This window comes from Streptomyces sp. NPDC031426 (assembly GCF_055581585.1).
Window position 1 is genome coordinate 93096 of record NZ_JBVIJE010000024.1, and the last position, 21256, is coordinate 114351.

The 21256-nt window shown below is 69.9% G+C and carries 20 protein-coding genes, 1 rRNA gene and 1 riboswitch; of the genes, 7 read left to right on the forward strand and 14 right to left on the reverse strand.

What is annotated here, in order from left to right:
* Positions 1 to 22: 22 nt before the first annotated feature.
* Positions 23 to 1978, forward strand: coding sequence for an APC family permease (locus ACZ5NH_RS34790; protein ID WP_468781011.1), 1956 nt, complete (start codon positions 23 to 25; stop codon positions 1976 to 1978).
* A gap of 43 nt (positions 1979 to 2021) precedes the next feature.
* On the opposite strand, the gene ACZ5NH_RS34795 is transcribed toward ACZ5NH_RS34790, so the two are convergent.
* Complete coding sequence (locus ACZ5NH_RS34795; RefSeq protein ID WP_468781013.1) at positions 2022 to 2648, reverse strand: DUF1707 SHOCT-like domain-containing protein; 627 nt, start codon at positions 2646 to 2648, stop codon at positions 2022 to 2024.
* An 80-nt stretch (positions 2649 to 2728) separates the two neighbouring features.
* On the opposite strand from ACZ5NH_RS34795, the gene ACZ5NH_RS34800 reads away from it, so the two are divergent.
* A complete protein-coding gene (locus tag ACZ5NH_RS34800; protein WP_388632418.1) occupies positions 2729 to 3124 on the forward strand; it encodes a TOBE domain-containing protein in 396 nt (131 codons plus the stop codon).
* A 126-nt stretch (positions 3125 to 3250) separates the two neighbouring features.
* Here ACZ5NH_RS34800 and ACZ5NH_RS34805 read toward each other — a convergent pair whose 3' ends face one another.
* A complete protein-coding gene (locus tag ACZ5NH_RS34805; protein WP_468781015.1) occupies positions 3251 to 3739 on the reverse strand; it encodes a molybdopterin-dependent oxidoreductase in 489 nt (162 codons plus the stop codon).
* 206 nt (positions 3740 to 3945) lie between these two features.
* Here ACZ5NH_RS34805 and modA point away from each other — a divergent pair, with 206 nt between their 5' ends.
* The 4 genes from modA to ACZ5NH_RS34825 are packed head-to-tail and all read left to right on the forward strand — an operon-like array spanning position 3946 to position 7199.
* Entirely contained in the window at positions 3946 to 4767 is an 822-nt protein-coding gene (modA, locus tag ACZ5NH_RS34810; RefSeq protein WP_468781017.1) for a molybdate ABC transporter substrate-binding protein, read from the forward strand.
* Positions 4764 to 5624: a molybdate ABC transporter permease subunit gene (gene modB / locus ACZ5NH_RS34815; RefSeq protein ID WP_388632411.1), complete on the forward strand. Its 861-nt coding sequence runs from the start codon at positions 4764 to 4766 to the stop codon at positions 5622 to 5624. The genes modA and modB overlap by 4 nt, the downstream gene beginning before the upstream one ends.
* A 41-nt stretch (positions 5625 to 5665) precedes the next feature.
* A complete protein-coding gene (locus ACZ5NH_RS34820) occupies positions 5666 to 6751 on the forward strand; it encodes an ABC transporter ATP-binding protein (RefSeq protein ID WP_468781019.1) in 1086 nt (361 codons plus the stop codon).
* Between the two features lie 28 nt (positions 6752 to 6779).
* Positions 6780 to 7199 (forward strand): TOBE domain-containing protein, encoded by a 420-nt coding sequence (locus ACZ5NH_RS34825; protein ID WP_468781021.1) that lies wholly within the window; start codon positions 6780 to 6782, stop codon positions 7197 to 7199.
* Positions 7200 to 7273: 74 nt separating this feature from the next.
* On the opposite strand, the gene gcvP is transcribed toward ACZ5NH_RS34825, so the two are convergent.
* A complete protein-coding gene (gene gcvP, locus ACZ5NH_RS34830; protein WP_468781023.1) occupies positions 7274 to 10159 on the reverse strand; it encodes an aminomethyl-transferring glycine dehydrogenase in 2886 nt (961 codons plus the stop codon).
* 168 nt (positions 10160 to 10327) lie between these two features.
* Positions 10328 to 10422, reverse strand: a riboswitch (glycine riboswitch).
* Positions 10423 to 10541: 119 nt separating this feature from the next.
* Between gcvP and ACZ5NH_RS34835 the strand changes: the two genes are divergently transcribed.
* Complete coding sequence (locus ACZ5NH_RS34835) at positions 10542 to 10913, forward strand: PRC-barrel domain-containing protein (protein WP_388632405.1); 372 nt, start codon at positions 10542 to 10544, stop codon at positions 10911 to 10913.
* Here the strand turns inward: ACZ5NH_RS34835 and ACZ5NH_RS34840 are convergent.
* From ACZ5NH_RS34840 to rrf, 11 genes are all read right to left on the reverse strand, one after another.
* A complete protein-coding gene (locus ACZ5NH_RS34840) occupies positions 10835 to 12250 on the reverse strand; it encodes a DNA polymerase IV (RefSeq protein ID WP_468781026.1) in 1416 nt (471 codons plus the stop codon). The two genes, ACZ5NH_RS34835 and ACZ5NH_RS34840, sit on opposite strands and share 79 nt — an antisense overlap.
* 67 nt (positions 12251 to 12317) lie before the next feature.
* Positions 12318 to 13001: a MerR family transcriptional regulator gene (locus tag ACZ5NH_RS34845; RefSeq protein WP_388632400.1), complete on the reverse strand. Its 684-nt coding sequence runs from the start codon at positions 12999 to 13001 to the stop codon at positions 12318 to 12320.
* A gap of 228 nt (positions 13002 to 13229) precedes the next feature.
* Positions 13230 to 13703: a bifunctional nuclease family protein gene (locus tag ACZ5NH_RS34850; RefSeq protein ID WP_053666762.1), complete on the reverse strand. Its 474-nt coding sequence runs from the start codon at positions 13701 to 13703 to the stop codon at positions 13230 to 13232.
* 83 nt (positions 13704 to 13786) lie between these two features.
* Entirely contained in the window at positions 13787 to 14524 is a 738-nt protein-coding gene (ftsR, locus tag ACZ5NH_RS34855) for a transcriptional regulator FtsR (protein ID WP_468781029.1), read from the reverse strand.
* A 43-nt stretch (positions 14525 to 14567) separates the two neighbouring features.
* Complete coding sequence (locus ACZ5NH_RS34860; protein WP_388632395.1) at positions 14568 to 15104, reverse strand: FHA domain-containing protein; 537 nt, start codon at positions 15102 to 15104, stop codon at positions 14568 to 14570.
* A gap of 481 nt (positions 15105 to 15585) precedes the next feature.
* A complete protein-coding gene (locus ACZ5NH_RS34865) occupies positions 15586 to 16434 on the reverse strand; it encodes a DUF881 domain-containing protein (protein WP_468781031.1) in 849 nt (282 codons plus the stop codon).
* A 5-nt stretch (positions 16435 to 16439) separates the two neighbouring features.
* A complete protein-coding gene (locus ACZ5NH_RS34870) occupies positions 16440 to 16772 on the reverse strand; it encodes a small basic family protein (RefSeq protein ID WP_003988855.1) in 333 nt (110 codons plus the stop codon).
* Positions 16769 to 17686 (reverse strand): DUF881 domain-containing protein, encoded by a 918-nt coding sequence (locus tag ACZ5NH_RS34875; RefSeq protein ID WP_388632391.1) that lies wholly within the window; start codon positions 17684 to 17686, stop codon positions 16769 to 16771. The genes ACZ5NH_RS34870 and ACZ5NH_RS34875 overlap by 4 nt, the downstream gene beginning before the upstream one ends.
* Positions 17687 to 17833: 147 nt before the next feature.
* Positions 17834 to 20329 (reverse strand): sugar phosphate nucleotidyltransferase, encoded by a 2496-nt coding sequence (locus ACZ5NH_RS34880; RefSeq protein ID WP_468781034.1) that lies wholly within the window; start codon positions 20327 to 20329, stop codon positions 17834 to 17836.
* 116 nt (positions 20330 to 20445) lie between these two features.
* The gene (locus ACZ5NH_RS34885) at positions 20446 to 21054 is read right to left on the reverse strand and encodes a CDP-alcohol phosphatidyltransferase family protein (protein ID WP_228616882.1); all 609 of its coding nucleotides are present in this window, start codon (positions 21052 to 21054) and stop codon (positions 20446 to 20448) included.
* 107 nt (positions 21055 to 21161) lie between these two features.
* A 5S ribosomal RNA gene (gene rrf / locus ACZ5NH_RS34890) occupies positions 21162 to 21256 on the reverse strand; the annotation flags it as partial.

Genomic DNA, 21256 nt, shown 5'->3' on the forward strand with positions numbered 1-21256 from the left:
AGCCGCACACAGGAGCCCACTGATGGCCACGACCGAGCACCCCCCTCCCAGTCGCTTGCGCAACTGGATGCTGGAGGGGCTCTCCGACATGGGCAAGCACGGCGGCCACACCGGGCCTCACGCCGAGCCGGAACCCCCGCACAAGGGCCAGCGCTGGTGGCGCGTCATGTGCCTGACCGGTGTCGACTACTTCTCCACCCTCGGCTACCAGCCGGGCATCGCGGCGCTCGCTGCGGGACTGCTGGGGCCGATCGCGACCATCGTCCTCGTCATCGTCACCCTGGCCGGCGCGCTTCCGGTGTACCGCCGGGTCGCCGAGGAGAGCCCGCACGGCGAGGGCTCCATCGCCATGCTGGAGCGGCTGCTGTCCTTCTGGCAGGGCAAGCTGTTCGTGCTCACGCTGCTGGGCTTCGCCGCCACCGACTTCCTGATCACCATAACGCTGTCGGCCGCCGACGCCTCCACCCACCTGATCGAGAACCCGCACCTGTCCAGCGCCCTGCACGGACAGCAGATGCTGATCACCCTGATCCTGGTGGCGCTGCTGGGCGCGGTGTTCCTCAAGGGCTTCCTGGAGGCGATCGGCGTCGCGACGGCGTTGGTCGGCGTCTACCTCGCGCTGAACGTCGTCGTGGTGATCGTCGGCCTCTACCACGTGGTCACAGCGGGCCATGTGATCACCGACTGGTCCAGCGCGCTGACCGCGCAGCACGGCAACATCTTCGTGATGATCGGCCTGGCCCTGCTCGTCTTCCCCAAACTCGCGCTCGGCCTGTCCGGCTTCGAGACCGGCGTCGCCGTCATGCCGCACGTCCAGGGCGATCCGGACGACACCGAGGAGAAGCCGACCGGCCGGATCCGGGACACGAAGAAGCTGCTCACCACGGCCGCGCTGATCATGAGCGCCTTCCTGATCGCGTCCAGCTTCATCACCACGCTGCTCATCCCGGCGAACGAGTTCAAGACCGGCGGCAAGGCCAACGGCCGCGCGCTCGCCTACCTCGCGCACGAATACCTCGGTGGCGCCTTCGGCACGGTCTACGACATCTCGACCATCGCCATCCTGTGGTTCGCCGGCGCCTCCGCGATGGCCGGTCTGCTGAACCTGATGCCGCGCTATCTGCCCCGCTATGGCATGGCCCCGCACTGGGCCCGCGCCGTGCGCCCGATGGTCATCGTCTTCACCCTCATCGCCTTCCTGGTCACCTGGCTCTTCGACGCCAACGTCGACGCGCAGGGCGGCGCCTACGCCACCGGTGTGCTGGTGCTCATCAGCTCCGCGGCGATCGCGGTGACCATCGCCGCGCGCAAGGCGGGGCAGCGCAAGTGGACCATCGGGTTCGCCGTGATCTCCGCCGTGTTCCTCTACACGACCGTGGTGAACGTGATCGAGCGCCCGGACGGTGTGAAGATCGGCGCCTGCTTCATCGTCGGCATCATCCTGGTCTCGCTGCTGTCCCGGCTCGCCCGTGCCTTCGAACTGCGCGTGACCAGTCTGACTCTGGACCCGATGGCGGAACGCTTCATCCGGGACATGGCCAGCCGGAAGATACGCTTCATCGCGAACGAGCCCGGCCATCGCGACAAGGCCGAGTACCGCGACAAGGTCGAGCAGATCCGGGCCGACAACGACATGCCGGAGCAGGAGGACTTCGTCTTCGTCGAGGTCACGGTCACCGACCCCTCCGAGTTCGAGGCGGGCGTGACCGTACGCGGCGAGGTCCTGCACGACCGCTACCGCGTGCTGACCCTGGAGTCCTCCTCGATCCCCAACGCCCTCGCCGCGCTCCTCCTCCATGCGCGCGACATGACGGGCTGCACCCCGCACATCTACTTCGAGTGGACCGAGGGCAATCCCTTCGCCAACTTCCTGCGCTTCTTCCTCTTCGGCCAGGGCGAGGTCGCCCCGGTCACCCGCGAGGTCCTGCGCGAGGCCGAACCGAACCGGGAACGCCGGCCGCGGGTGCACACCGGCTGAGACCGGGCGGCCCCCAACGGCGGCAGAAGGCGGCGGGGGCGGGCTACCTTCGGAACCAGCGCCGGGGCGGCCGTACCTCAAGACACCCCAGGCTGAGCCGGCCGTGTATCTCCACGCGGAGCACGGCCGGCACCCCGGGATCACCGGCGGACCGCACCTTGGTCTTGCCGTAGCCGATCATCAGCGCGTCGGCGTCCACGACGACACCGGGCCGGGTGATCAGCCGCAGGGTGCCGCCGCGCATGTCGAGGTCGATGCGGAGGGTGTCGTGCGTGATCTCCGCGCGGGAGAAGTCGAGGGTCACGTCTCCCCAGGCCGACGCGATCTCCATGCGGCGCGGCACCGCCCAGCCGTCCGCGCGCAGGGCCGATGCGCTCTGCTGCTCGATCCGCACGACGTCCTTGGCCGGTACGGCGCCGGCCGCGTCCGGCAGATTGGCGGTGAGCGCCGCCAGCTCGCCGAGCGTGCGCGCGGACAGCGCGGCCGCCACACGCTCGTCCAGCTCCTCGGCCGTGATCCGGCCGTCGCCCGCGGCGCCCGACAGCACGTCCACCACCCGGTCCCGGTCCGCGTGCGAGGCACGCAGCCCGGACGACATCTCCGTGTGCAGCAGCTCGGCCGCCATACCTTCACCCCGATTCGGCACGTCCCCGTTGGGGGCCACCGTCACGAACTAACGCTATATCGCGTTATACCCAACGACCAACCCCATGTCCACGGTTCCCCCGGCGTGGCCCTATCGTGACCGGCATGCAGTCCTACACGATCGGCCAGGCGGCACGGCTGCTCGGCGTGAGCCCGGACACCGCCCGTCGCTGGGCCGACGCGGGCCGGGTGGCGACCCATCGCGACGAGTCCGGGCGGCGGCTCGTCGACGGCAGGGATCTCGCCGCGTTCTCGGTCGAGCTGGCCAAGGCGGGCGCCGGCGAGGAGGACGCCTCCTACACCTCCGTCCGCAACGCCTTCCCCGGCATCGTGACGGCGATCAAGCTCGGTGACGTCGCGGCCCAGGTGGAGATCCAGGCGGGCCCGCACCGGCTGGTGTCGCTGCTGACCCGGGAGGCCGTCGAGGAACTGGGCCTGGAGGTCGGCATGGAGGCCACCGCGCGCGTGAAGTCCACCAACGTGCACATCGACCGCGTCTGACCCGTCACACGGCTGCCGTTGCGCTCCACCCGGTAGTGCACGGTGTCGGCCTCCGGCAACGGACCGACGACCGCACGGCTGAAGGCGCGCCACCGAGCCCCGCGGGCGCCGCCGCGGGCGTGCGGTTCACCGAGGTGCCCCTGCTGCGTGACCCGGTGTGGCGGGCGCTGGAGCGGCACAGCGGTAGCCGCCGTCCACCCGGATCGCCGTGATCCCGCTGATGTGCCGGGCCCCGCACCGGTCCTGCGGGAGGACCAGTTGGGGCCCTGCCGCGTCCAGCGGGGTGTCGTCGATGCACACGCCCAGCAGGACGGGCGCGTCCGCGAAGTCCGGATCGATCTCGGCCCAGGACAGCAGGGCGTGGTGGCCGTCCGCCCCGGTGACGGCGATGAGGAAGCGGAGCCGGTCCTTGCGGTGCACCGGGTCGAAGCCGGGCCCCGCGTCGGCGAGGACGTCGTACAGGCGTGGGCCGGCGAACCGGTGGTGCTGGATGCCGCTGGTCGCGCACTCGAAACTGACGTCCACCCGGTGCTGCGGCCAGCGGAGCAGGTCCGGCACGCTCAGCCGGACGGGGCGGGCCAGATCGCCGGTCAGGGCGAGTTCCGCGAGCGTCACCTGCGACCACCTCCCGCAGCACGGTACCCGCCGCGGCGCACCGTGCAAACGCACATGCAAGCTACAAGTCACGAGTTCGCAGCTCATGCGATGAGACAGGAGACTTACGGCTGGCAGATGCGGCAGTATCATCGCCGCACGGCCGGCGGTTCCGGCCGTGACAGGGCGCGACAGTCGTTCCACAGAACCTGAGGAGTAGATCCGTGATGACCCGTTCCGTGCGCCGGACCCGGCGCATGCTGCAGCTGGCCGGTGCGGGAGCCGCCGCCCTGATGGCACTCAGCGCCTGCTCCTCGTCCTCGGACTCGTCCAACGCGAAGTCGGACGCGTCGAACTCCGCCTCCCCGAAGCTGTCCGGCGACGTCACCGTGTTCGCCGCCGCCTCCCTGAAGGAGAGCTTCACGACCCTGGGCAAGGAGTTCGAGCAGCAGCACCCGGGCACCAAGGTCAGCTTCAACTTCGGCGGCAGCGACACCCTCGCAGCGAGCATCACCGGCGGTGCCCCGGCGGACGTCTTCGCCGCCGCCAGCCCCAAGACCATGGCGATCGTGACGGCCAAGCAGGACGCGGTCGGCACCCCGGCCACCTTCGTGCGCAACCAGCTGGAGATCGCCACCCTGCCGGGCAACCCCGGCAAGGTGTCCTCCCTGAAGGACCTCACCAAGTCCGGCCTGAAGGTCGTGCTGTGCGACAAGACCGTGCCGTGCGGCGCCGCCGCGCAGAAGGTCCTGGACGCCGCCAAGCTCAAGCTCACCCCGGTCTCCTACGAGCAGGACGTCAAGTCCGCTCTCAACAAGGTGGAGCTGAAGGAGGCCGACGCTGCGGTCGTCTACAAGACCGATGTGAAGTCCGCGGGTGGCAAGGTGCAGGGCGTGGAGTTCCCCGAGTCCGCCAAGGCGATCAACGCCTACCCGATCGTCCTGCTGAAGAACGCGCCGAACGCCCAGACGGCCAAGGCGTTCATCGCCCTGGTGCAGTCCGCCGAGGGCCAGAAGGTGCTCAGCGAGGCAGGGTTCCTCAAGCCGTGACCTCGCTCCACCAGCCCGACGCCGCGACCGGTCCCCGCACGGACCGGCCGCGGCGTCGCCGCGTCGGCACGGGGGGCCGGCGCGGGGTGCCGTTGCCGCTGCTGCTGCCGGGCCTGCTGGCTCTGGCGTTCCTGCTGGTGCCGCTGGTCGCGCTGATCATCCGCGCGCCCTGGCGCAGCCTGCCGGACCAGCTGTCCAGCACGGAGGTGTGGCAGGCGCTCCAGCTGTCGCTGGTCAGCGCCACAGCGGCAACGGCCGTGAGCCTCGTCCTGGGGGTGCCGCTGGCCTGGCTCCTGGCCCGTACGGAGTTTCCCGGCCGGGGCCTGGTACGGGCCCTGGTGACACTGCCCCTCGTGCTGCCACCGGTGGTCGGCGGTGTGGCGCTGCTGCTGGCCCTCGGCCGCAACGGCGTGATCGGCAAGTCGCTGGACGCCTGGTTCGGGATCACGCTGCCGTTCACCACCACCGGCGTCGTGATCGCGGAGGCGTTCGTCGCGATGCCGTTCCTGGTCATCAGCGTCGAGGGCACCCTGCGCGCTGCCGACCCGCGCTTCGAGGAGGCGGCGAGCACGCTCGGCGCGTCCCGCTTCACCGCGTTCCGCCGGGTCACCCTGCCGCTGATCGCGCCCGGCATCGCGGCGGGCGCGGTCCTGGCCTGGGCGCGTGCGCTCGGCGAGTTCGGCGCGACGATCACCTTCGCGGGCAACTTCCCCGGCCGCACCCAGACCATGCCCCTCGCGGTCTACCTGGCCCTGCAGAACGACCCCGACGCCGCGATCGCCCTCAGCCTGGTCCTGCTGGCGGTGTCGATCGCGGTGCTGGCGGGGTTGCGGGACCGCTGGCTGACGGGAGCGTGAGCGTGGCAGCCGACCCGGGGCGTGTGCGAACGTACAGACCCATGACCGACATCGACGCCCCCGAAGCCGGCCTCCGGACCGTGGGCGACGAGGGACTCGACGCCCGGCTCGTCGTGGACAGCGGCTCCTTCAAGCTCGACGTGGCCCTGACCGCCGCCCCCGGAGACGTCCTCGCCCTCCTCGGCCCCAACGGCGCCGGCAAGACCACCGCCCTGCGCGCCCTCGCCGGTCTCACCCCTCTCACCGACGGCCATCTCCGCCTGGACGGCACCGCGCTGGAGCACACTCCCCCGGATTCCCGCCCGGTCGGCGTCGTCTTCCAGGACTATCTGCTCTTCCCCCACCTCTCCGCCCTGGACAACGTCGCCTTCGGCCCCCGCTGCCGGGGCGCGGGCAAAGCGGAGGCCCGCGCGCAGGCCGCGGCCTGGCTGGACCGCATGGGCCTGGCCGACCACGCGAGCGCCAAGCCGCGCCGCCTGTCCGGCGGTCAGGCCCAGCGCGTGGCCCTGGCCCGCGCGCTGGCCACCCACCCCCGGCTGCTGCTCCTGGACGAACCACTCGCCGCGCTGGACGCCCGCACCCGCCTGGAGGTCCGCGCCCAACTCCGCCGCCACCTGGCCGAGTTCGAGGCCGTGGCCGTACTCGTCACGCACGACCCGCTGGACGCCATGGTGCTCGCCGACCGGCTGGTCGTCATAGAACACGGCCGCGTCGTCCAGGAGGGCGGCCCCGCCGACATCGCCCGCCATCCGCGCACCGACTACATCGCCCAGCTCGTCGGCCTCAACCTCTACCGAGGCCGGGCGGACGGGCACACCGTACGACTCGACGCGGGCCCGTCGATCACGACCACGGAGGAGCTGTCCGGCCCGGCGTTCGTGGCCTTCCCGCCGTCCGCCGTCACCCTCTTCCGGGACCGGCCCACCGGCGCCAGCGCCCGTAACCTCTGGCGCTGCGAGGTGGCCGGCCTGGAGACGCACGGCGACCAGATCCGCGCCGACCTCACCGGCGAACTCCCGCTCGCCGCCGATCTCACCACGGTCGCCGCCGCCGAACTGGATCTGCATCCGGGCGCCGCTGTCTGGGCGACGGTCAAAGCGGCGCAGACACACGCATACCCGGCCTGAACGGGTGGGCGCTCTACCGTGAGTGCCCATGACCCTGAGCATCCGCAACCAGCTCCCCGGCACCGTCACCGCCGTCCACCCCGGCGAGGCCATGGCCACCGTCGAACTCCGTCTGGACGGCGGCCAGCACCTCATGGCGGCCATCACCAAGGAGTCCGCCGAGGACCTCTCCCTCGCCCCCGGCTCGCCCGTCCGCGCGCTGGTGAAGTCGACCGAGGTCTCCCTGGCCACCCAGCGGGTGGCGGGCCTGTCGATCCGCAACCAGCTTCCCGGCGCGGTCACCGGCCTCACCACCGGCACCGTCATGGCCACCGTCAAGATCACCGTCGACGGCGGTGAACTGACCGCGGCGATCACCAAGGACGCGGTGGCCGACCTCGGGCTCTTCGTGGGCTCGGACGTGGTCGCCCTGATCAAGGCGACCGAGGTGTCCCTGGCGACGGCATGACACGGCGAGAGCCCCGCCCGGAAACCGGACGGGGCCCTGTGGCACCGCTTGCTCAGTCCTCGTACGCGACGGCGTCAGTCCTCGTAGGCGTCCAGCGGCGGGCAGGAGCACACCAGGTTGCGGTCACCGAAGGCCTGGTCGATACGGCGGACCGGCGGCCAGTACTTGTCGGCGGCCGAGACACCGGCCGGGAAGACGGCCTCCTCACGGCTGTAGGCGTGCGTCCACTCACCGCCGAGCGCGGCGGCGGTGTGCGGGGCGCCCCGCAGCGGGTTGTCCTCCGCCGGCCACTCGCCCGCGCCGACCTTCTCGATCTCCGCGCGGATGGCGATCAGCGCGTCGCAGAACCGGTCCAGCTCGGCGATGTCCTCGGACTCCGTCGGCTCGATCATCAGCGTGCCGGCCACCGGGAAGGACATGGTCGGCGCGTGGAAGCCGTAGTCGATCAGGCGCTTGGCCACGTCGTCCACGCTCACGCCGGTCGCCTTGGTCAGCGGACGCAGGTCGATGATGCACTCGTGCGCGACCAGGTTGCCGGGGCCGGTGTAGAGCACCGGGTAGTGCGGCTCCAGGCGCTTGGCGATGTAGTTCGCCGACAGCACGGCCACCTGCGTGGCGCGCTTGAGGCCCTCGCCGCCCATCAGCCGGACGTACGCCCAGGAGATGGGCAGAATGCCGGCGGAACCCCAGGGGGCGGCCGAGATCGGGCCGACGCCCGTCTCCGGACCCGCGGCCGGCTGCATCGGGTGGTTCGGCAGGTACGGCGCCAGGTGCGAGCGGACCGCGACCGGGCCGACACCGGGACCGCCGCCGCCGTGCGGGATGCAGAAGGTCTTGTGCAGGTTCAGGTGGGAGACGTCACCGCCGAAGTGGCCCGGCTTGGCGAGGCCGACCAGGGCGTTGAGGTTGGCGCCGTCGACGTAGACCTGGCCGCCGGCCTCGTGGACCCGGGCGCAGATGTCCGCGACGTGCTCCTCGAACACACCGTGCGTCGACGGGTAGGTGATCATCAGCACCGCCAGCTCGTCGCGGTACTGCTCGATCTTGGCGCGCAGGTCCTCGACGTCGATCTCGCCGTCCTCGGCGGTCTTGACGACGACGACCTTCATGCCGGCCATCACGGCGCTGGCGGCGTTGGTGCCGTGCGCGGAGGACGGGATCAGACAGACGGTGCGCTGCTCGTCGCCGCGCGCGCGGTGGTAGCCGCGTACGGCGAGCAGACCGGCCAGCTCGCCCTGGGAACCGGCGTTCGGCTGCAGGGAGACCTTGTCGTAGCCGGTGACCTCGGCGAGACGTTCCTCCAGCTCGCGGATGAGCGTGAGGTAGCCCTCGGCCTGCTCGGCCGGGGCGAAGGGGTGCACCTGGCCGAACTCGGGCCAGGTGACCGGCTCCATCTCCGTGGTCGCGTTGAGCTTCATGGTGCAGGAGCCCAGCGGGATCATGCCGCGGTCGAGCGCGTAGTCGCGGTCGGCCAGCTTGCGCAGGTAGCGCAGCATGGCGGTCTCGGAGCGGTGCTGGTGGAAGACCGGGTGGGTGAGGAAGGCGTCGGTGCGCAGCAGCGCCTCGGGGAGGGTCTCCTCGGCGGTCGCGTCCAGCGCCTCGATGTCGCCCTCGACACCGAAGGCGGACCACACGGCGGCGACCTGAGCCCGCTTGGTCGTCTCGTCGCAGGCGATCGAGACATGGTCGGCGTCGGCCAGGTGCAGGTTGACGCCGTACTCCCGGGCTGCGGCGGCGATCTCGGCGGCCTTGCCGGGCACGCGCGCGGTGAGGGTGTCGAAGAACGCGCCGTGCACGATCTCGACGCCGCCGGCCTTCAGTCCCTCGGCGAGGATCGTGGCGTACCGGTGGGTGCGCCGGGCGATGGTCTGCAGGCCCTCCGGACCGTGGTAGACGGCGTACATGCCGGCCATCACGGCGAGCAGCACCTGCGCGGTGCAGATGTTGCTGGTGGCCTTCTCACGGCGGATGTGCTGCTCACGGGTCTGCAGCGCGAGCCGGTACGCCTTGTTCCCGTCGGCGTCGACGGAGACACCGACCAGCCGGCCGGGCAGGCTGCGCGCGAACTTCTCGTGCACGGCCATGTAGCCGGCGTGCGGACCGCCGAAGCCCATCGGCACACCGAAGCGCTGGGTGGTGCCGACGGCGATGTCCGCGCCGAGCTCGCCCGGGGAGGTCAGCAGGGTCAGCGCGAGCAGGTCGGCTGCGACGGTGACGAGCGCGCCCAGCTCGTGGGCCTGGTCGATGACCGGCTTGATGTCGCGTACGGCACCGGAGGCGCCCGGGTACTGGATCAGGACGCCGTTGATCTCGCGCTCGGCGATGTCGGCCGGGATGCCGTCGCCGAGGTCGGCGACGACGACCTCGACACCGGTCGGCTCGGCGCGGGTCTGGATGACGGCGATGGTCTGCGGCAGCGCGTCCGCGTCGACCAGGAACAGACCCTTCTTGTTCCTGCCCATGCGCCGGGACAGCGCCATGGCCTCGGCGGCGGCGGTGCCCTCGTCCAGCAGGGAGGCGCCCGAGGTGGGCAGCCCGGTGAGGTCGGCGACCATCGTCTGGAAGTTCAGCAGGGCCTCGAGGCGGCCCTGGGAGATCTCCGGCTGGTACGGCGTGTAGGCCGTGTACCAGGCCGGGTTCTCCATGACGTTGCGCAGGATGACGGGCGGGGTGAACGTCCCGTAGTAGCCCAGCCCGATCATGGAGTCGAGGACCTGGTTGCGGTCGGCCAGCGAGCGCAGCTCGGCGAGGACCTCGGCCTCGGTGCGGGCGCCCGGCAGGTCGAGGGCGTCGGCGTTCTTGATCACATCCGGGACCGCCGCGGCGGTGAGCTCGTCCAGCGAGCCGTAGCCGACCTGCGCGAGCATCTTGGCCCGCGCCTCCTGGTCGGGCCCGATGTGGCGCTGCTCGAACGGGATGCCCGCTTCGAGCTCCGGGAGCGGAATGCGATGGGCGGTCATTGCGGAGGCCTCCTGGTCTGACGCGACCTTCGAAGGGCACCACGGTGCGGGTGCCCCGACGGCCTCCCCCTCTGTCATCTCAACCTGAGAGCTTCACCGGGTATGTCCCGGCTTTCACCGTCGGTGAGAGCGGGAGCCGTCGACGCCCGCCCTGCTTTCCAGAGTGACCTCGTCCGTGCGGTACGTGAGCCTGAGAGATTCCGGGGAGGATTTGCTCCTTCGGCGCCTCCGAGGTGGTCGGAGGACTCTCCCGCACGGGGTCAGCAGCCGCTGTCAGCCTACCAGCGAGGTCAACGACGGGGTCCTCGAGTGGCCGCCTCCCTGAATGTGCTCTTTCGTAGTGCTTACGGATGAGTTGCGACCACGTGGAGGGAGAGGGACCGTGCAGACCGACATCGATCCGCGCAACCTGATCGGCCGCAAGGCGTTCGACCGCAATGGCACCAAGATCGGGACCATCGACGAGGTGTACCTCGACGACGCGACCGGAGTGCCCGAGTGGGCGGCGATACGCACCGGCCTGTTCTCCCGAGACGCCTTCGTCCCCCTGGAACCGAGCGAACTGATCGAAGGCTCCCTGCACGTCCCCTTCGACCGCGCCCTGATCAAGGACGCCCCCGACTTCGGCGTGGGCCGCCATCTCTCCCCCGAGCAGGAGCTGCAGCTCTACCACCACTACGGCCTGGACGTGGCATCACCTCCCTCGGCCCCGGACCACGACTTCGGCAAGCTGGCCGGGTCGGAGGAGACCTGATCGGAGGCCTCCGCGACCAACGGCAGCGGATCGGCAGGCTCCAGCGCAGGATCATCGACAAGGAACGTCCGCACCCTCCCCGGAAGGGACTGCGGCGTCTCGAACCGCACGGTGACCCGCCCCAGCCCACTCCCCTGCACCCACCCGTGCCCGTGCTCGGCGTGCCTTACGTCCTGTCCCGCCCGCCAGTGCCGTTCGACAGGCTCCGGCCGCTCCACGACGACCTCGGCCCCGGTCTCCTCCGGCATCTGCGCCGCCGGCGCGGGCATCGCCTGCGCGAACAGGTCCTCCTGGGTGTAGTCGGCGAGCCCGGAGACACCCACGCCCAGCAGCCGTACCCCACCCGTGGTGTCCACGGAGTCCAGGAGCCGCGCGGCCGCCTCCCGCACGACCGCGGGATCGTCCGTGGGCCCTCTGAGCGTCTCGGAGCGGGTCAGGGTCGAGAAGTCGTACCTGCGCACCTTCAGCACGATCGTCCGCCCCGACAGCCCGGCCCCGCGCAGCCGCCCCACACACCGGTCGGCGAGCCGCTGCACCTCCAGCCCGATCCGCAGCCGGTCATGGATGTCCACGTCGTAGGTGTCCTCGACCGACACGGACTTCGCCCCACGCTCGGCCACCACGGGCCGCTCGTCATGGGCCAGGGCCATGGCGTACAGCGCCTGACCGTGCGCCTTGCCCAGCAGCCGCACCAACTCGTCCTCGCCCGCCTCGGCCAGCTCCTCGACCGTCGTGATCCCGGCCCGGCGCAGATGGTCCCCGGTGGCCGGCCCGACCCCCGGCAGGGTCCGCACCGGCATCGGCCCCAGCAGCGCCCGCTCGGATCCCGGCTCGATGAGCACCAGGCCGTCCGGCTTGGCCTGCTCCGAAGCGATCTTGGCGAGCATTTTGGAGGCGGCGAGCCCCACCGATCCGGTCAGCCCGGTGACCGCCCGGATGTCCGCGCGCAGCCTGATCCCGACCAGCCGCGCCGACTCCTCGTCCCAGGCTCTCCCCCCGGCCTCCAGATCCACGAACGCCTCGTCCAGGCTGAGCGGCTCCACCAGCGGCGACAGCTCCCGCAGCAGCGCCATCACCTGCTCGCTGATCGACCGGTACACGGTGAAGCGCGGCACCAGATACGCGGCGTTGGGAGCCAGCCTGCGCGCCTGCGCCATGGGCATCGCCGAGTGGACCCCGAATGCGCGTGCCTCGTACGACGCGGTGGCCACCACCCCGCGCGGCCCGAGGCCGCCCACGACGACCGCCTTCCCGCGCAGGCTCGGCTTGGATGCCTGCTCCACCGAGGCGTAGAAGGCATCCATGTCGAGATGCAGGATCGTGGGCGCGTTTCTCACATCTCCGATGCTGCACGACGGCACTGACAATGCCGTGGCGCCGGGAAACGGCTGAGGCGCCCGGCGCTCAGACCGCCCGGTTGCGGCGCCGCGCCAGCTCGTCCGCGGGGTTGTGCCCGACCAGCGTCTCGCCGGTGTCGATGCGCTCACCGTGCAGCTGGGAGAGCGCGCTTTCCACGTCCCGCCACACCACGCCGACGGCGATCCCGAAGATGCCCTGACCGCCCTGGAGCAGGGCGTGGACCTCGTCCGGCGAGGTGCACTCGTACACCGTGGCGCCATCGCTCATCAGGGTCATCCGCTCCAGGTCACGGAAACCGCGTTCCCTGAGGTGCTGCACGGCCGTGCGGATGTTCTGCAGCGAGACCCCGGTGTCCAGGAAGCGCTTGACGATCTTCAGGACGACGACGTCGCGGAAGCTGTACAGCCGCTGTGTCCCCGATCCGTACGCGGGCCGCACGCTCGGCTCGACCAGGCCGGTGCGCGCCCAGTAGTCCAGCTGCCGGTAGGTGATGCCCGCGGCCGCGCAGGCCGTGGGCCCGCGGTAGCCGATCTGTTCCGCCGCCATGGACGCCGCCCCTCCGCCGTTCGGCACCACCGTCGGCCGCTGCGGAGCGTGAGCGACCGCGCTGCTCGGTTGGGGGTACCCCCTGTTCGAACGCAGCTGAGAGCTAGGGGGAGGGTACGGACCGCTCTCCCCGAACCCGCGTCCGGGGGCACCCCCAGCCGTACCGTCGCCGCTGGTTCTCACGCCGACCTCCGTCCTTGACCTGCCTTCACGACGGTAGGCAGTCACCAGGGGTGCGTCAACGATCGCCACACTCGGCACGCCGAGTGATAATCACCCTAGGAGTGGTTTCCCGTGTCCCACCGCGGGGAAAGGCTAGCCGAATGCGTTCGGCGGAGGCCGTAGGACGCTCTCGATGGCCGGTGGCAATTGCCCGCACACGGGGCGCCGACGCTCACCGGCCGTTCGGCCTCACTGGCTGCTGGTGCCGAAGTCCTCGGGCGAGATCTGGTCGAGGAACTCGCGGAACTTCTCCACCTCGTCCTCCTGCTCGTCCGGAATGGCGATGCCGGCGTCGTCCAGCACCGCGTCACTGCCGTAGATCGGCGTTCCGGTGCGCAGGGCCAGCGCTATGGCATCGGAGGGGCGGGCGCTGACCTCGACGCCGCTCGCGAAGACCAGCTCCGCGTAGAAAACACCTTCACGCAGATCGGTGATGCGTACTTCGGTCAGCTCCTGGCCGACAGCCTCCAGCACGTCCTTGAACAGGTCGTGGGTCAGCGGCCTGGCGGGGGCCATGCCCTGCTGGGCGAACGCGATCGCCGTCGCCTCCCCCGGCCCGATCCAGATGGGGAGGTAACGGTCGCCTCCCACTTCGCGCAGGAGCACGATCGGTTGGTTGGAGGGCATTTCGACCCGGACACCTACGACATCGAGCTCGTTCACACAGCAACCCTAGGCCGTGCTCGGGACGTTTGGGTAGTCGGGCCGGGAACAGGTGGCCGATCCGGCCGATCACTGCCCCCTGTTCAGGGCAGCCGCACCCCGAGAGCGGTCTGCACCAGTGCCGCGTGCAGCTTCACCGTGAGTGCCGCCAGCTCCTTCGCCCGAGCCTCGGCATGGGCCCTCGTCTGCGGGTTGCGGTGGCGCCTGAGGGGGGCCACCACCTGGTCGACCAGACCGGCCTCGCGGTCCGCGGCCGCCTTCATCACCCGAAGGTGGCGCGGCTCGATCCCGAACCGGCCCAGTTCGGCCACGAGCGAGGCCACGGTGACCGCCTCGGCGTCGTACGCCCCGTCCTCCAGCGGAGCGATGAGCCCGTACGACTCCCACTCCTTGAGGTCGCCCTCGTCGATCTCCGCGGCCGCCAGCAGCTCGGCCCTGCCGATCCGGGCCACCGTGGGCACCACGGCCGGCTCCGCAACGTCCTCACCGGGGCGCTGACGGCCCACGGCGGGCAGCTGGACGGCCTCACCCCGCTCCATGGCGTCCAAGTGCTCGCGGATCACCTTGAGCGGCAGATAGTGGTCCCGCTGCATCCGCAGCACATGCGCCAGGCGCTCGACGTCCCCGGCGCTGAACTTGCGGTACCCCGAAGGGGTCCGCTGCGGCTCGATGAGCCCCTCCGACTCCAGGAAACGGATCTTGGAGATGGTGACTTCGGGGAATTCGTCGCGCAGCGCGTTCAGCACCGTGCCGATGCTCATCAGCCCACTGTCCCTGGCGGCGGTACCGCTTCCGGCACCGCCGCTCGGTGTTTGAAGCATGGACCTTCCCTGGGGTCCCCCCGGACACCCGTCCGGGGGCGGGTCAGATGCCCTGCCGGCTCGCGTAGAACACCAGCCGGTACTTGCCGATCTGCACCTCGTCACCGTTCGACAGAGCGACCTGGTCGATCCGCTCGCGGTTGACGTACGTGCCGTTCAGACTGCCCACGTCGGCCACGGTGAACGAGCCGTCCGCGTGGCGGCGGAACTCCACGTGCCGACGCGAGACCGTGACGTCGTCCAGGAAGATGTCGCTCTGCGGATGGCGGCCGGCCGTGGTCAGGTCGCTGTCCAGCAGGAAGCGGCTGCCCGAGTTCGGCCCCCGGCGCACCACCAGCAGCGCCGAGCCCATCGGCAGCGCGTCCACCGCGGCCTGCGCCTCGGGCGACAGCATCGGCATCTGCGTCTGGCCGGTGACCTCGGCGTCATAGGCCTCGAGACCGGAGATCGAGATCGTGGACGTCGTCTCGGAGGCACGCTCCGGCGCCACTCCGGGGCGCAGCGGCGCGCCACAGTTGGAACAGAAGCGGGCGTTCTCCGCGTTGCGGTTACCGCACCTCGTACACACCAGGACCGACATGGACGGATCCTCCTGCGGCTGCCCCGCCGGGGCGTTGGACGCGTACGGACCGGGGGCGAACCCTCCACCCGCACCTGAGGTTGACGGTTGCCCGAAACCTATGCCGCCGGACTGCGCAGGGTCAACCGACGCCCCGCTCTGACCTCCGGAAATGTCACCGCCCGGACCAGCGACCTGGTCCCGGAACAGCGGGCGCTGGCCCTCCGCGTCGGGCTGTGCGCGATGACGAGCGGTCGCGTTGTCGCTGCCCTCTCGCGCGCTCTTGCGGAACAACTTCGCAAACAACTTCACGGGCGATTCCCCTTGACCGAAACAGACCCGCCCGTGGGGCAGGACGAACCCTGATTGCCTTCACCGGCCGAGCCGGACATTCTCACAACGTCCGTATCCACCAGACAGTTTCCACCACGCACCACCCCTTCGGTGCGCCGACCCCCCGCAACCTCATGCCCCTGCCGGACGTCCCCCATGCACCGCCGGTTCACTGGGAGGACGACCGAGCGTAGTCAGGCCGCTTCGCCTGTCGCAAGGCGTCCACGACGATCTTGCCCGACTGCTGGACCGTCACCGTGGCCTGCTCCTTCTCCAGCGTCTGCACCACGCCTCCCGGAATGTTCAGCGCCGGCTCCAGGTCCTGCGGCTTGCCGATGACCTTGAAACGATAGGGGGCGTTGATCTTGTTCCCATCGACGCCGATGCTGTTGCCGGAGTCCGTGAAGTAAGTGCCTGCGACCACCCGGACCCCGTTGACCTGGATCGCCTCCGCACCGGCCGCACGCAGCTCCTGGATCGCGTCGAGCAGCATGTCCGCCTTGACCGTCCCCTTCGTGTCCTCGATCGTCATCGTGATGCCGGGTCCCTGCGCCGCCACGGTGCCCGCCAGGATGCCGAGTTGCCTCTCCTTCTCGGCCGTCTGCTTGCGAGCCTCCGCCGCCTGGTCGGAGCTGCTCTGCAGTTCCTGGCGCTGCTTTTCGAGTCCCTGCTTCTCGTCCTCAAGACGCTGAGTGCGCGAATCCAGTTCATCGAGAATGCGAACAAGATCTTCCTGGCGGGCGCCGCGCAGCGCGCTGTCCGTGTCGCTGTTGGACGCCACCTGCACCGCCAGGCCGAAGCCGAGGCCGAACAGCAGCAGGGCGACGATGAGTTGGGCCCGGGTGAAACGCGGCGGCCACAGTCCCTCGACCAGCCGCTGCCGGCCGGTCAGCGGCCGCTCCCCCGTCTGCTCCGGCGCCGGCTCCGGTGCCCGCGCGGGCACCTCCTCGGGCAGTTCCTTGCGCAGCCGGTTCTCCGGCTGCTCCGGCTGCTCGTTCCGTTCGTTCTGCTCGCTCATCGGTGTCACGCCCGGAACACATGCCGCCGGATCGCCGCGGCGTTGGAGAAGATCCGGATGCCGAGGACGACCACGACACCCGTGGACAGCTGCGCACCCACGCCCAACTTGTCGCCGAGGAACACGATGAGCGCGGCGACGACCACGTTCGACAGGAACGACACCACGAAGACCTTGTCGTCGAAGATCCCGTCGAGCATGGCCCGCAGACCGCCGAAGACGGCGTCCAGCGCCGCGACGACGGCGATCGGCAGATAAGGCTCGACGACCGCCGGAACCTCGGGCCGGACCAAAAGGCCGGCCACGACTCCCACGACGAGGCCCAGTACGGCGATCACGATGTGCCCTTCTCAGTCTTCTCGGTGCTCGGCTGTGCTGTGCGTACGATCACACTCGGTGCGGCGGGCAACCGTACGTCACCCTCCGTCGAGATGGTGGTGCGGATGCCGAAGTTCTGCTCCAGGGCGTGCAGATACAGACCGTCCGCGCTGTTCTGGAACCCGGTGTTCAACCGTTCCCCGTCCCCCACCGCCAGCACCGTGTACGGCGGCACCAGCGGTCTGTTGTCGACAAGTATCGCGTCCCCCGCAGCCCTGATCGCGGACAGGGCGGTCAGCCGCTGCCCGTTGATGGAGACGGCCTCGGCGCCGGACTCCCACAGCCCGTTCACCACGCGCTGCATGTCCCGGTCCCGGACCCGGCCGGTGTCGGAGAATCCGGAGGTCTCTCGCGGATTGGTGCCGTCACCGCCGGTACTGGCCTCCTTGGCGTCGTCCACGACGAGCTTGACGCCCGGACCGTGGACCGCCGTGGCCCCCGACAGCACGCCCACCAGGTCCGCCTGGGCACTGCCGCCGATCGACTTCAGCGCCGCCCGCTGGCGCGCGCCGACGTCGTCCCGGAGCCGGTCGACCGTGCCCTCCAGCTTGTCCGCGCTCGCGGTCTCGCTGTCGATGCGGTCGATCAGCTCCTGTCGCTCCTTGGCCACCACGGGCGCCGCCGCCCGCGTCTGGGCCGCCCCGACGGTCACGACCAGCGCCGCGAGGACGAGGCCGGCCGCGAGGCCGAGCTTCGCCCTGAGGGTCCTGGGCAGGCCGCCCTCGCCCCGGGACTTCTTGCGGGCGGCGGCCTCGGCATACCCGTCGTCGAGACTGTGGTCCATGACGTTGGTGATCAACGACATGGAGGCGTCCGGGCGCTGCGCCCGCGTGGGGCTGCTCCGAACGGGGGGTTGCTGCGGCATGCCGCACATCGTCGCATGTCGCGCGGAGTACCTCCGAATGGCCCCACCGGCGTGCCGGACAGGCCCCCTTGGGGGACACTTGTCCGGCACGCGCGCGTGCGTGGGTTTTGCCGCGCGGTGGCAGGTACTCCCACCGCCCGGTCTTACCGTCCGTCCTTACCTCCCGGCGCTGTCCACCACGGCCGACCACTCGTCCAGCAGGGCCTGCGCCGAGGCGTCGTCGGGTCCCTCGGCCCACAGATGGGTGACGGCCTCGGCCGGGTCGGGCAGCACCATCACCCAGCGCCCGTCCGTCTCCACGACCCGCACACCATCCGTCGTGTCGACAAAGCGATCCCCGGCGGCCTCGACCACCCGCCGCATGACCAGACCCTTGACGGCCCACGGCGTGGCCAGGTCCCGCTTGAGGACATGCGCCCGCGGGATCCGCGCGTCGATCTGGCTCAGCGTGAGCTGTGTACGCGCCACCAGCCCGATCAGCCGTACGAAGGCCGCCGTGCCGTCGTAGACGCTGCTGAACTCGGGGACGATGAACCCGCCCTTGCCGTCACCGCCGAAGATGGTGCCCTCCTCGCCGCCGACACGGGTGAGGTCGTCGGGCGAGGTGGTGGTCCACTCGACCTGGGTGCCGTGATAGGCGGCCACCTGCTCGGCGATCCGGGTCGTGGTCACCGGCAGTGCCACCCGGCCGCTGCGCCGCTCCGCGGCCACCAGGTCCAGCATCACCAGCAGCGCGCGGTCGTCCTCGATGATCCGGCCCTTCTCGTCGACGAGCGACAGCCGCTCGCCCACGGGGTCGAACCGGACACCGAACGCGGCCCCCGAGGACGCGACTATCTCGCCCAGCCGCACCAGCCCCTTGCGCCGCATCTCCTCCGTCTCCGTGGGCCGGGACTCGTCAAGACCGGGGTTGATGGTCAGGGAGTCCACCCCGAGCTTGCCGAGCAGGCTGGGCAGCACCAGACCGGCGCTGCCGTTGGAGGCGTCGACGACGACCTTCATGCCGGATTCGGCGATCCCGGTCGTGTCCACGTTCCGCAGCAGCGATCCGGTGTAGGAGTCGAAGACGCTCGCCGGGAAGTACAGGTCGCCGATCTCACCGGGGAACGCCCGCCGGTACTCCTGCCGCGCGAACACCCGGTCCAGCTTGCGCTGGCTGCCCTGCGACAGGTCGGCGCCGTTGCCGTCGAAGAACATGATGTCGACCGAGTCCGGCACTCCGGGCGAGGTCCTGATCATGATGCCGCCGGCGCTGCCGCGCGCGGTCTGCTGCCGGGCCACGGGCAGCGGTACGTTCTCCAGGTCGCGTACGTCGATGGCGCTGGCCTGCAGAGCGGAGATGACCGCCCGCTTGAGCGCTCGGGCGCCTCGGGAGTGGTCGCGGGCCGTGGTGACCGTGGAGCCCTTCTTGAGGGTGGTCGCGTAGGCGCCGGCCAGCCGCACGGCGAGTTCCGGCGTGATCTCAACGTTCAGGATGCCGGACACACCACGGGCGCCGAACAGATGGGCCTGCCCCCTGGACTCCCAGATGACGGACGTGTTGACGAAGGCACCCGCCTCGATGGTCTTGAACGGGTAGACCCGGACGTTGCCCTGAACGATCGACTCCTCGCCGATCAGGCACTCGTCACCGATGACCGCCCCGTCCTCGATCCGCGCGGCACGCATGATGTCGGTGTTCTTGCCGACGACACAGCCACGCAGATTGCTGTGCTGCCCGACGTACACGTTGTCGTGCACGACTGCCTTGTGCAGAAAGGCGCCGCTCTTGACGACGACGTTCGAGCCGACGACGGAGTGCTCCCGGATCTCGGCGCCGGCCTCGACCTTCGCGTAGTCGCCGATGTACAGCGGCCCGCGCAGCACGGCATCGGGATGCACCTCGGCACCCTCGGCCACCCAGACACCCGGCGAGATCTCGAAGCCGTCGATGTCGACGTTGACCTTGCGCTCCAGCACATCGGCCTGGGCCTTCACATAGCTCTCGTGGGTGCCGACGTCCTCCCAGTAGCCCTCGGCGACAAAGCCGTAGATCGGCTTGCCTTCCTTCATCAACTGCGGGAAGACGTCGCCGGACCAGTCGACCGGAACATCGGGTTCGACGTAGTTGAATACCTCGGGCTCCATGACATAGATGCCCGTGTTGACCGTGTCGGAGAAGACCTGCCCCCAGGTCGGCTTCTCCAGAAAACGCTCGACCTTGCCTTCCTCGTCGACGATGGTGATGCCGAACTCCAGCGGATTGGGCACCCGGGTCAGACAGACCGTGACCAGCGCGCCCTTCTCCTTGTGGAAGTTGATCAGCTCCGTGAGGTCGAAGTCGGTCAGGGCATCACCGGAGATGACGAGGAAGGCATCGTCCTTCAACGCCTCTTCGGCGTTCTTGACGCTTCCGGCGGTACCGAGTGGCTTCTCCTCATTGGCATAGGTGAGCTCCATTCCGAGCTCTTCGCCGTCACCGAAGTAGTTCTTGACGAGCGATGCCAGGAACTGCACGGTGACGACGGTCTCGGTGAGCCCGTGCCTTTTGAGCAGCCGTAGCACATGCTCCATGATCGGGCGGTTGGCCACAGGCAGGAGCGGCTTGGGCATGCTAGAGGTCATGGGGCGCAGGCGGGTGCCTTCGCCCCCGGCCATCACGACGGCCTTCATGTCGGAAGCGTCCTCCTCACAAGAGACGACGGTCTAGCCGACTTCACCCGTCCAGATTGTCCCGCACTTTTCCACCGCGGGCCATCGTGGCGTAACGTCCGGGACAATCGCCGAGCTCAATCGGCCATGGCGTCCGCACGAACCAAACGGCGGACCTGTACCACGTAGAGCACTCCTGCCCACCAGTAGAGCGTTGTACCCCACCCGGCGAACGCCCATCCGAAAACAGCGGCCAGTGACGCGATCCAACCGCTCCCGTCGCTAAGGAGCAACAACGGGAAGGCGTACATCAAGTTGAAGGTCGCTGCCTTCCCGAGGAAGTTCACCTGGGGCGGCGGATACCCGTGCCGGCGGAGGATGCCCACCATCACCAGAAGCATCAGCTCTCTCGCCAGCAGGAGGGCGGTCAGCCAGAGCGGCAGGATCTCCCGCCAGGTGAGACCGACCAGCGTGGAAAGGACATAGAGTCGGTCGGCGGCGGGATCGAGAAGCCGGCCGAGGCTGCTGATCTGATTCCAGCGCCGGGCGAGCTTGCCGTCCAGATAGTCACTGATCCCGCTGAAGGCCAGCACGAGGAGGGCCCAGCCGTCGCTCTTGGGACCCCCGAACTCGGGCCTGAGGATCAGCCACAGGAAGACGGGTACGCCGACGAGCCGGGCCATGCTGAGGATGTTGGGGATGGTGAGGACACGGTCCGTCTGGACACGCGTCTCCTGGACCTCCACCCGGGGGCCTCCTGTGGGAAACGAGCCAACGATGCCCCCTGACCCTACCTCAACGCAAAAAAGCTCCGGCCCCTGGGCAGTGCCCAAGAGCCGGAGCTGTAAAAGGAGTTCGGCGGTGTCCTACTCTCCCACAGGGTCCCCCCTGCAGTACCATCGGCGCTGTGAGGCTTAGCTTCCGGGTTCGGAATGTAACCGGGCGTTT

What these genes read in the sequence shown, in the direction of transcription:
- ACZ5NH_RS34825 (WP_468781021.1), top strand. Translation starts at nt 6,780, where the DNA reads ATGACCCTGAGCATCCGCAACCAGCTCCCCGGCACCGTCACCGCCGTC.
- gcvP (WP_468781023.1), bottom strand. Translation starts at nt 10,159, where the DNA reads ATGACCGCCCATCGCATTCCGCTCCCGGAGCTCGAAGCGGGCATCCCG.
- ACZ5NH_RS34860 (WP_388632395.1), bottom strand. Translation starts at nt 15,104, where the DNA reads ATGTCGGTCCTGGTGTGTACGAGGTGCGGTAACCGCAACGCGGAGAAC.
- modA (WP_468781017.1), top strand. Translation starts at nt 3,946, where the DNA reads ATGACCCGTTCCGTGCGCCGGACCCGGCGCATGCTGCAGCTGGCCGGT.
- ACZ5NH_RS34820 (WP_468781019.1), top strand. Translation starts at nt 5,666, where the DNA reads ATGACCGACATCGACGCCCCCGAAGCCGGCCTCCGGACCGTGGGCGAC.
- ACZ5NH_RS34875 (WP_388632391.1), bottom strand. Translation starts at nt 17,686, where the DNA reads ATGTGCGGCATGCCGCAGCAACCCCCCGTTCGGAGCAGCCCCACGCGG.
- ACZ5NH_RS34790 (WP_468781011.1), top strand. Translation starts at nt 23, where the DNA reads ATGGCCACGACCGAGCACCCCCCTCCCAGTCGCTTGCGCAACTGGATG.
- ACZ5NH_RS34865 (WP_468781031.1), bottom strand. Translation starts at nt 16,434, where the DNA reads ATGAGCGAGCAGAACGAACGGAACGAGCAGCCGGAGCAGCCGGAGAAC.
- ACZ5NH_RS34880 (WP_468781034.1), bottom strand. Translation starts at nt 20,329, where the DNA reads ATGAAGGCCGTCGTGATGGCCGGGGGCGAAGGCACCCGCCTGCGCCCC.
- ACZ5NH_RS34800 (WP_388632418.1), top strand. Translation starts at nt 2,729, where the DNA reads ATGCAGTCCTACACGATCGGCCAGGCGGCACGGCTGCTCGGCGTGAGC.
- ftsR (WP_468781029.1), bottom strand. Translation starts at nt 14,524, where the DNA reads ATGCTTCAAACACCGAGCGGCGGTGCCGGAAGCGGTACCGCCGCCAGG.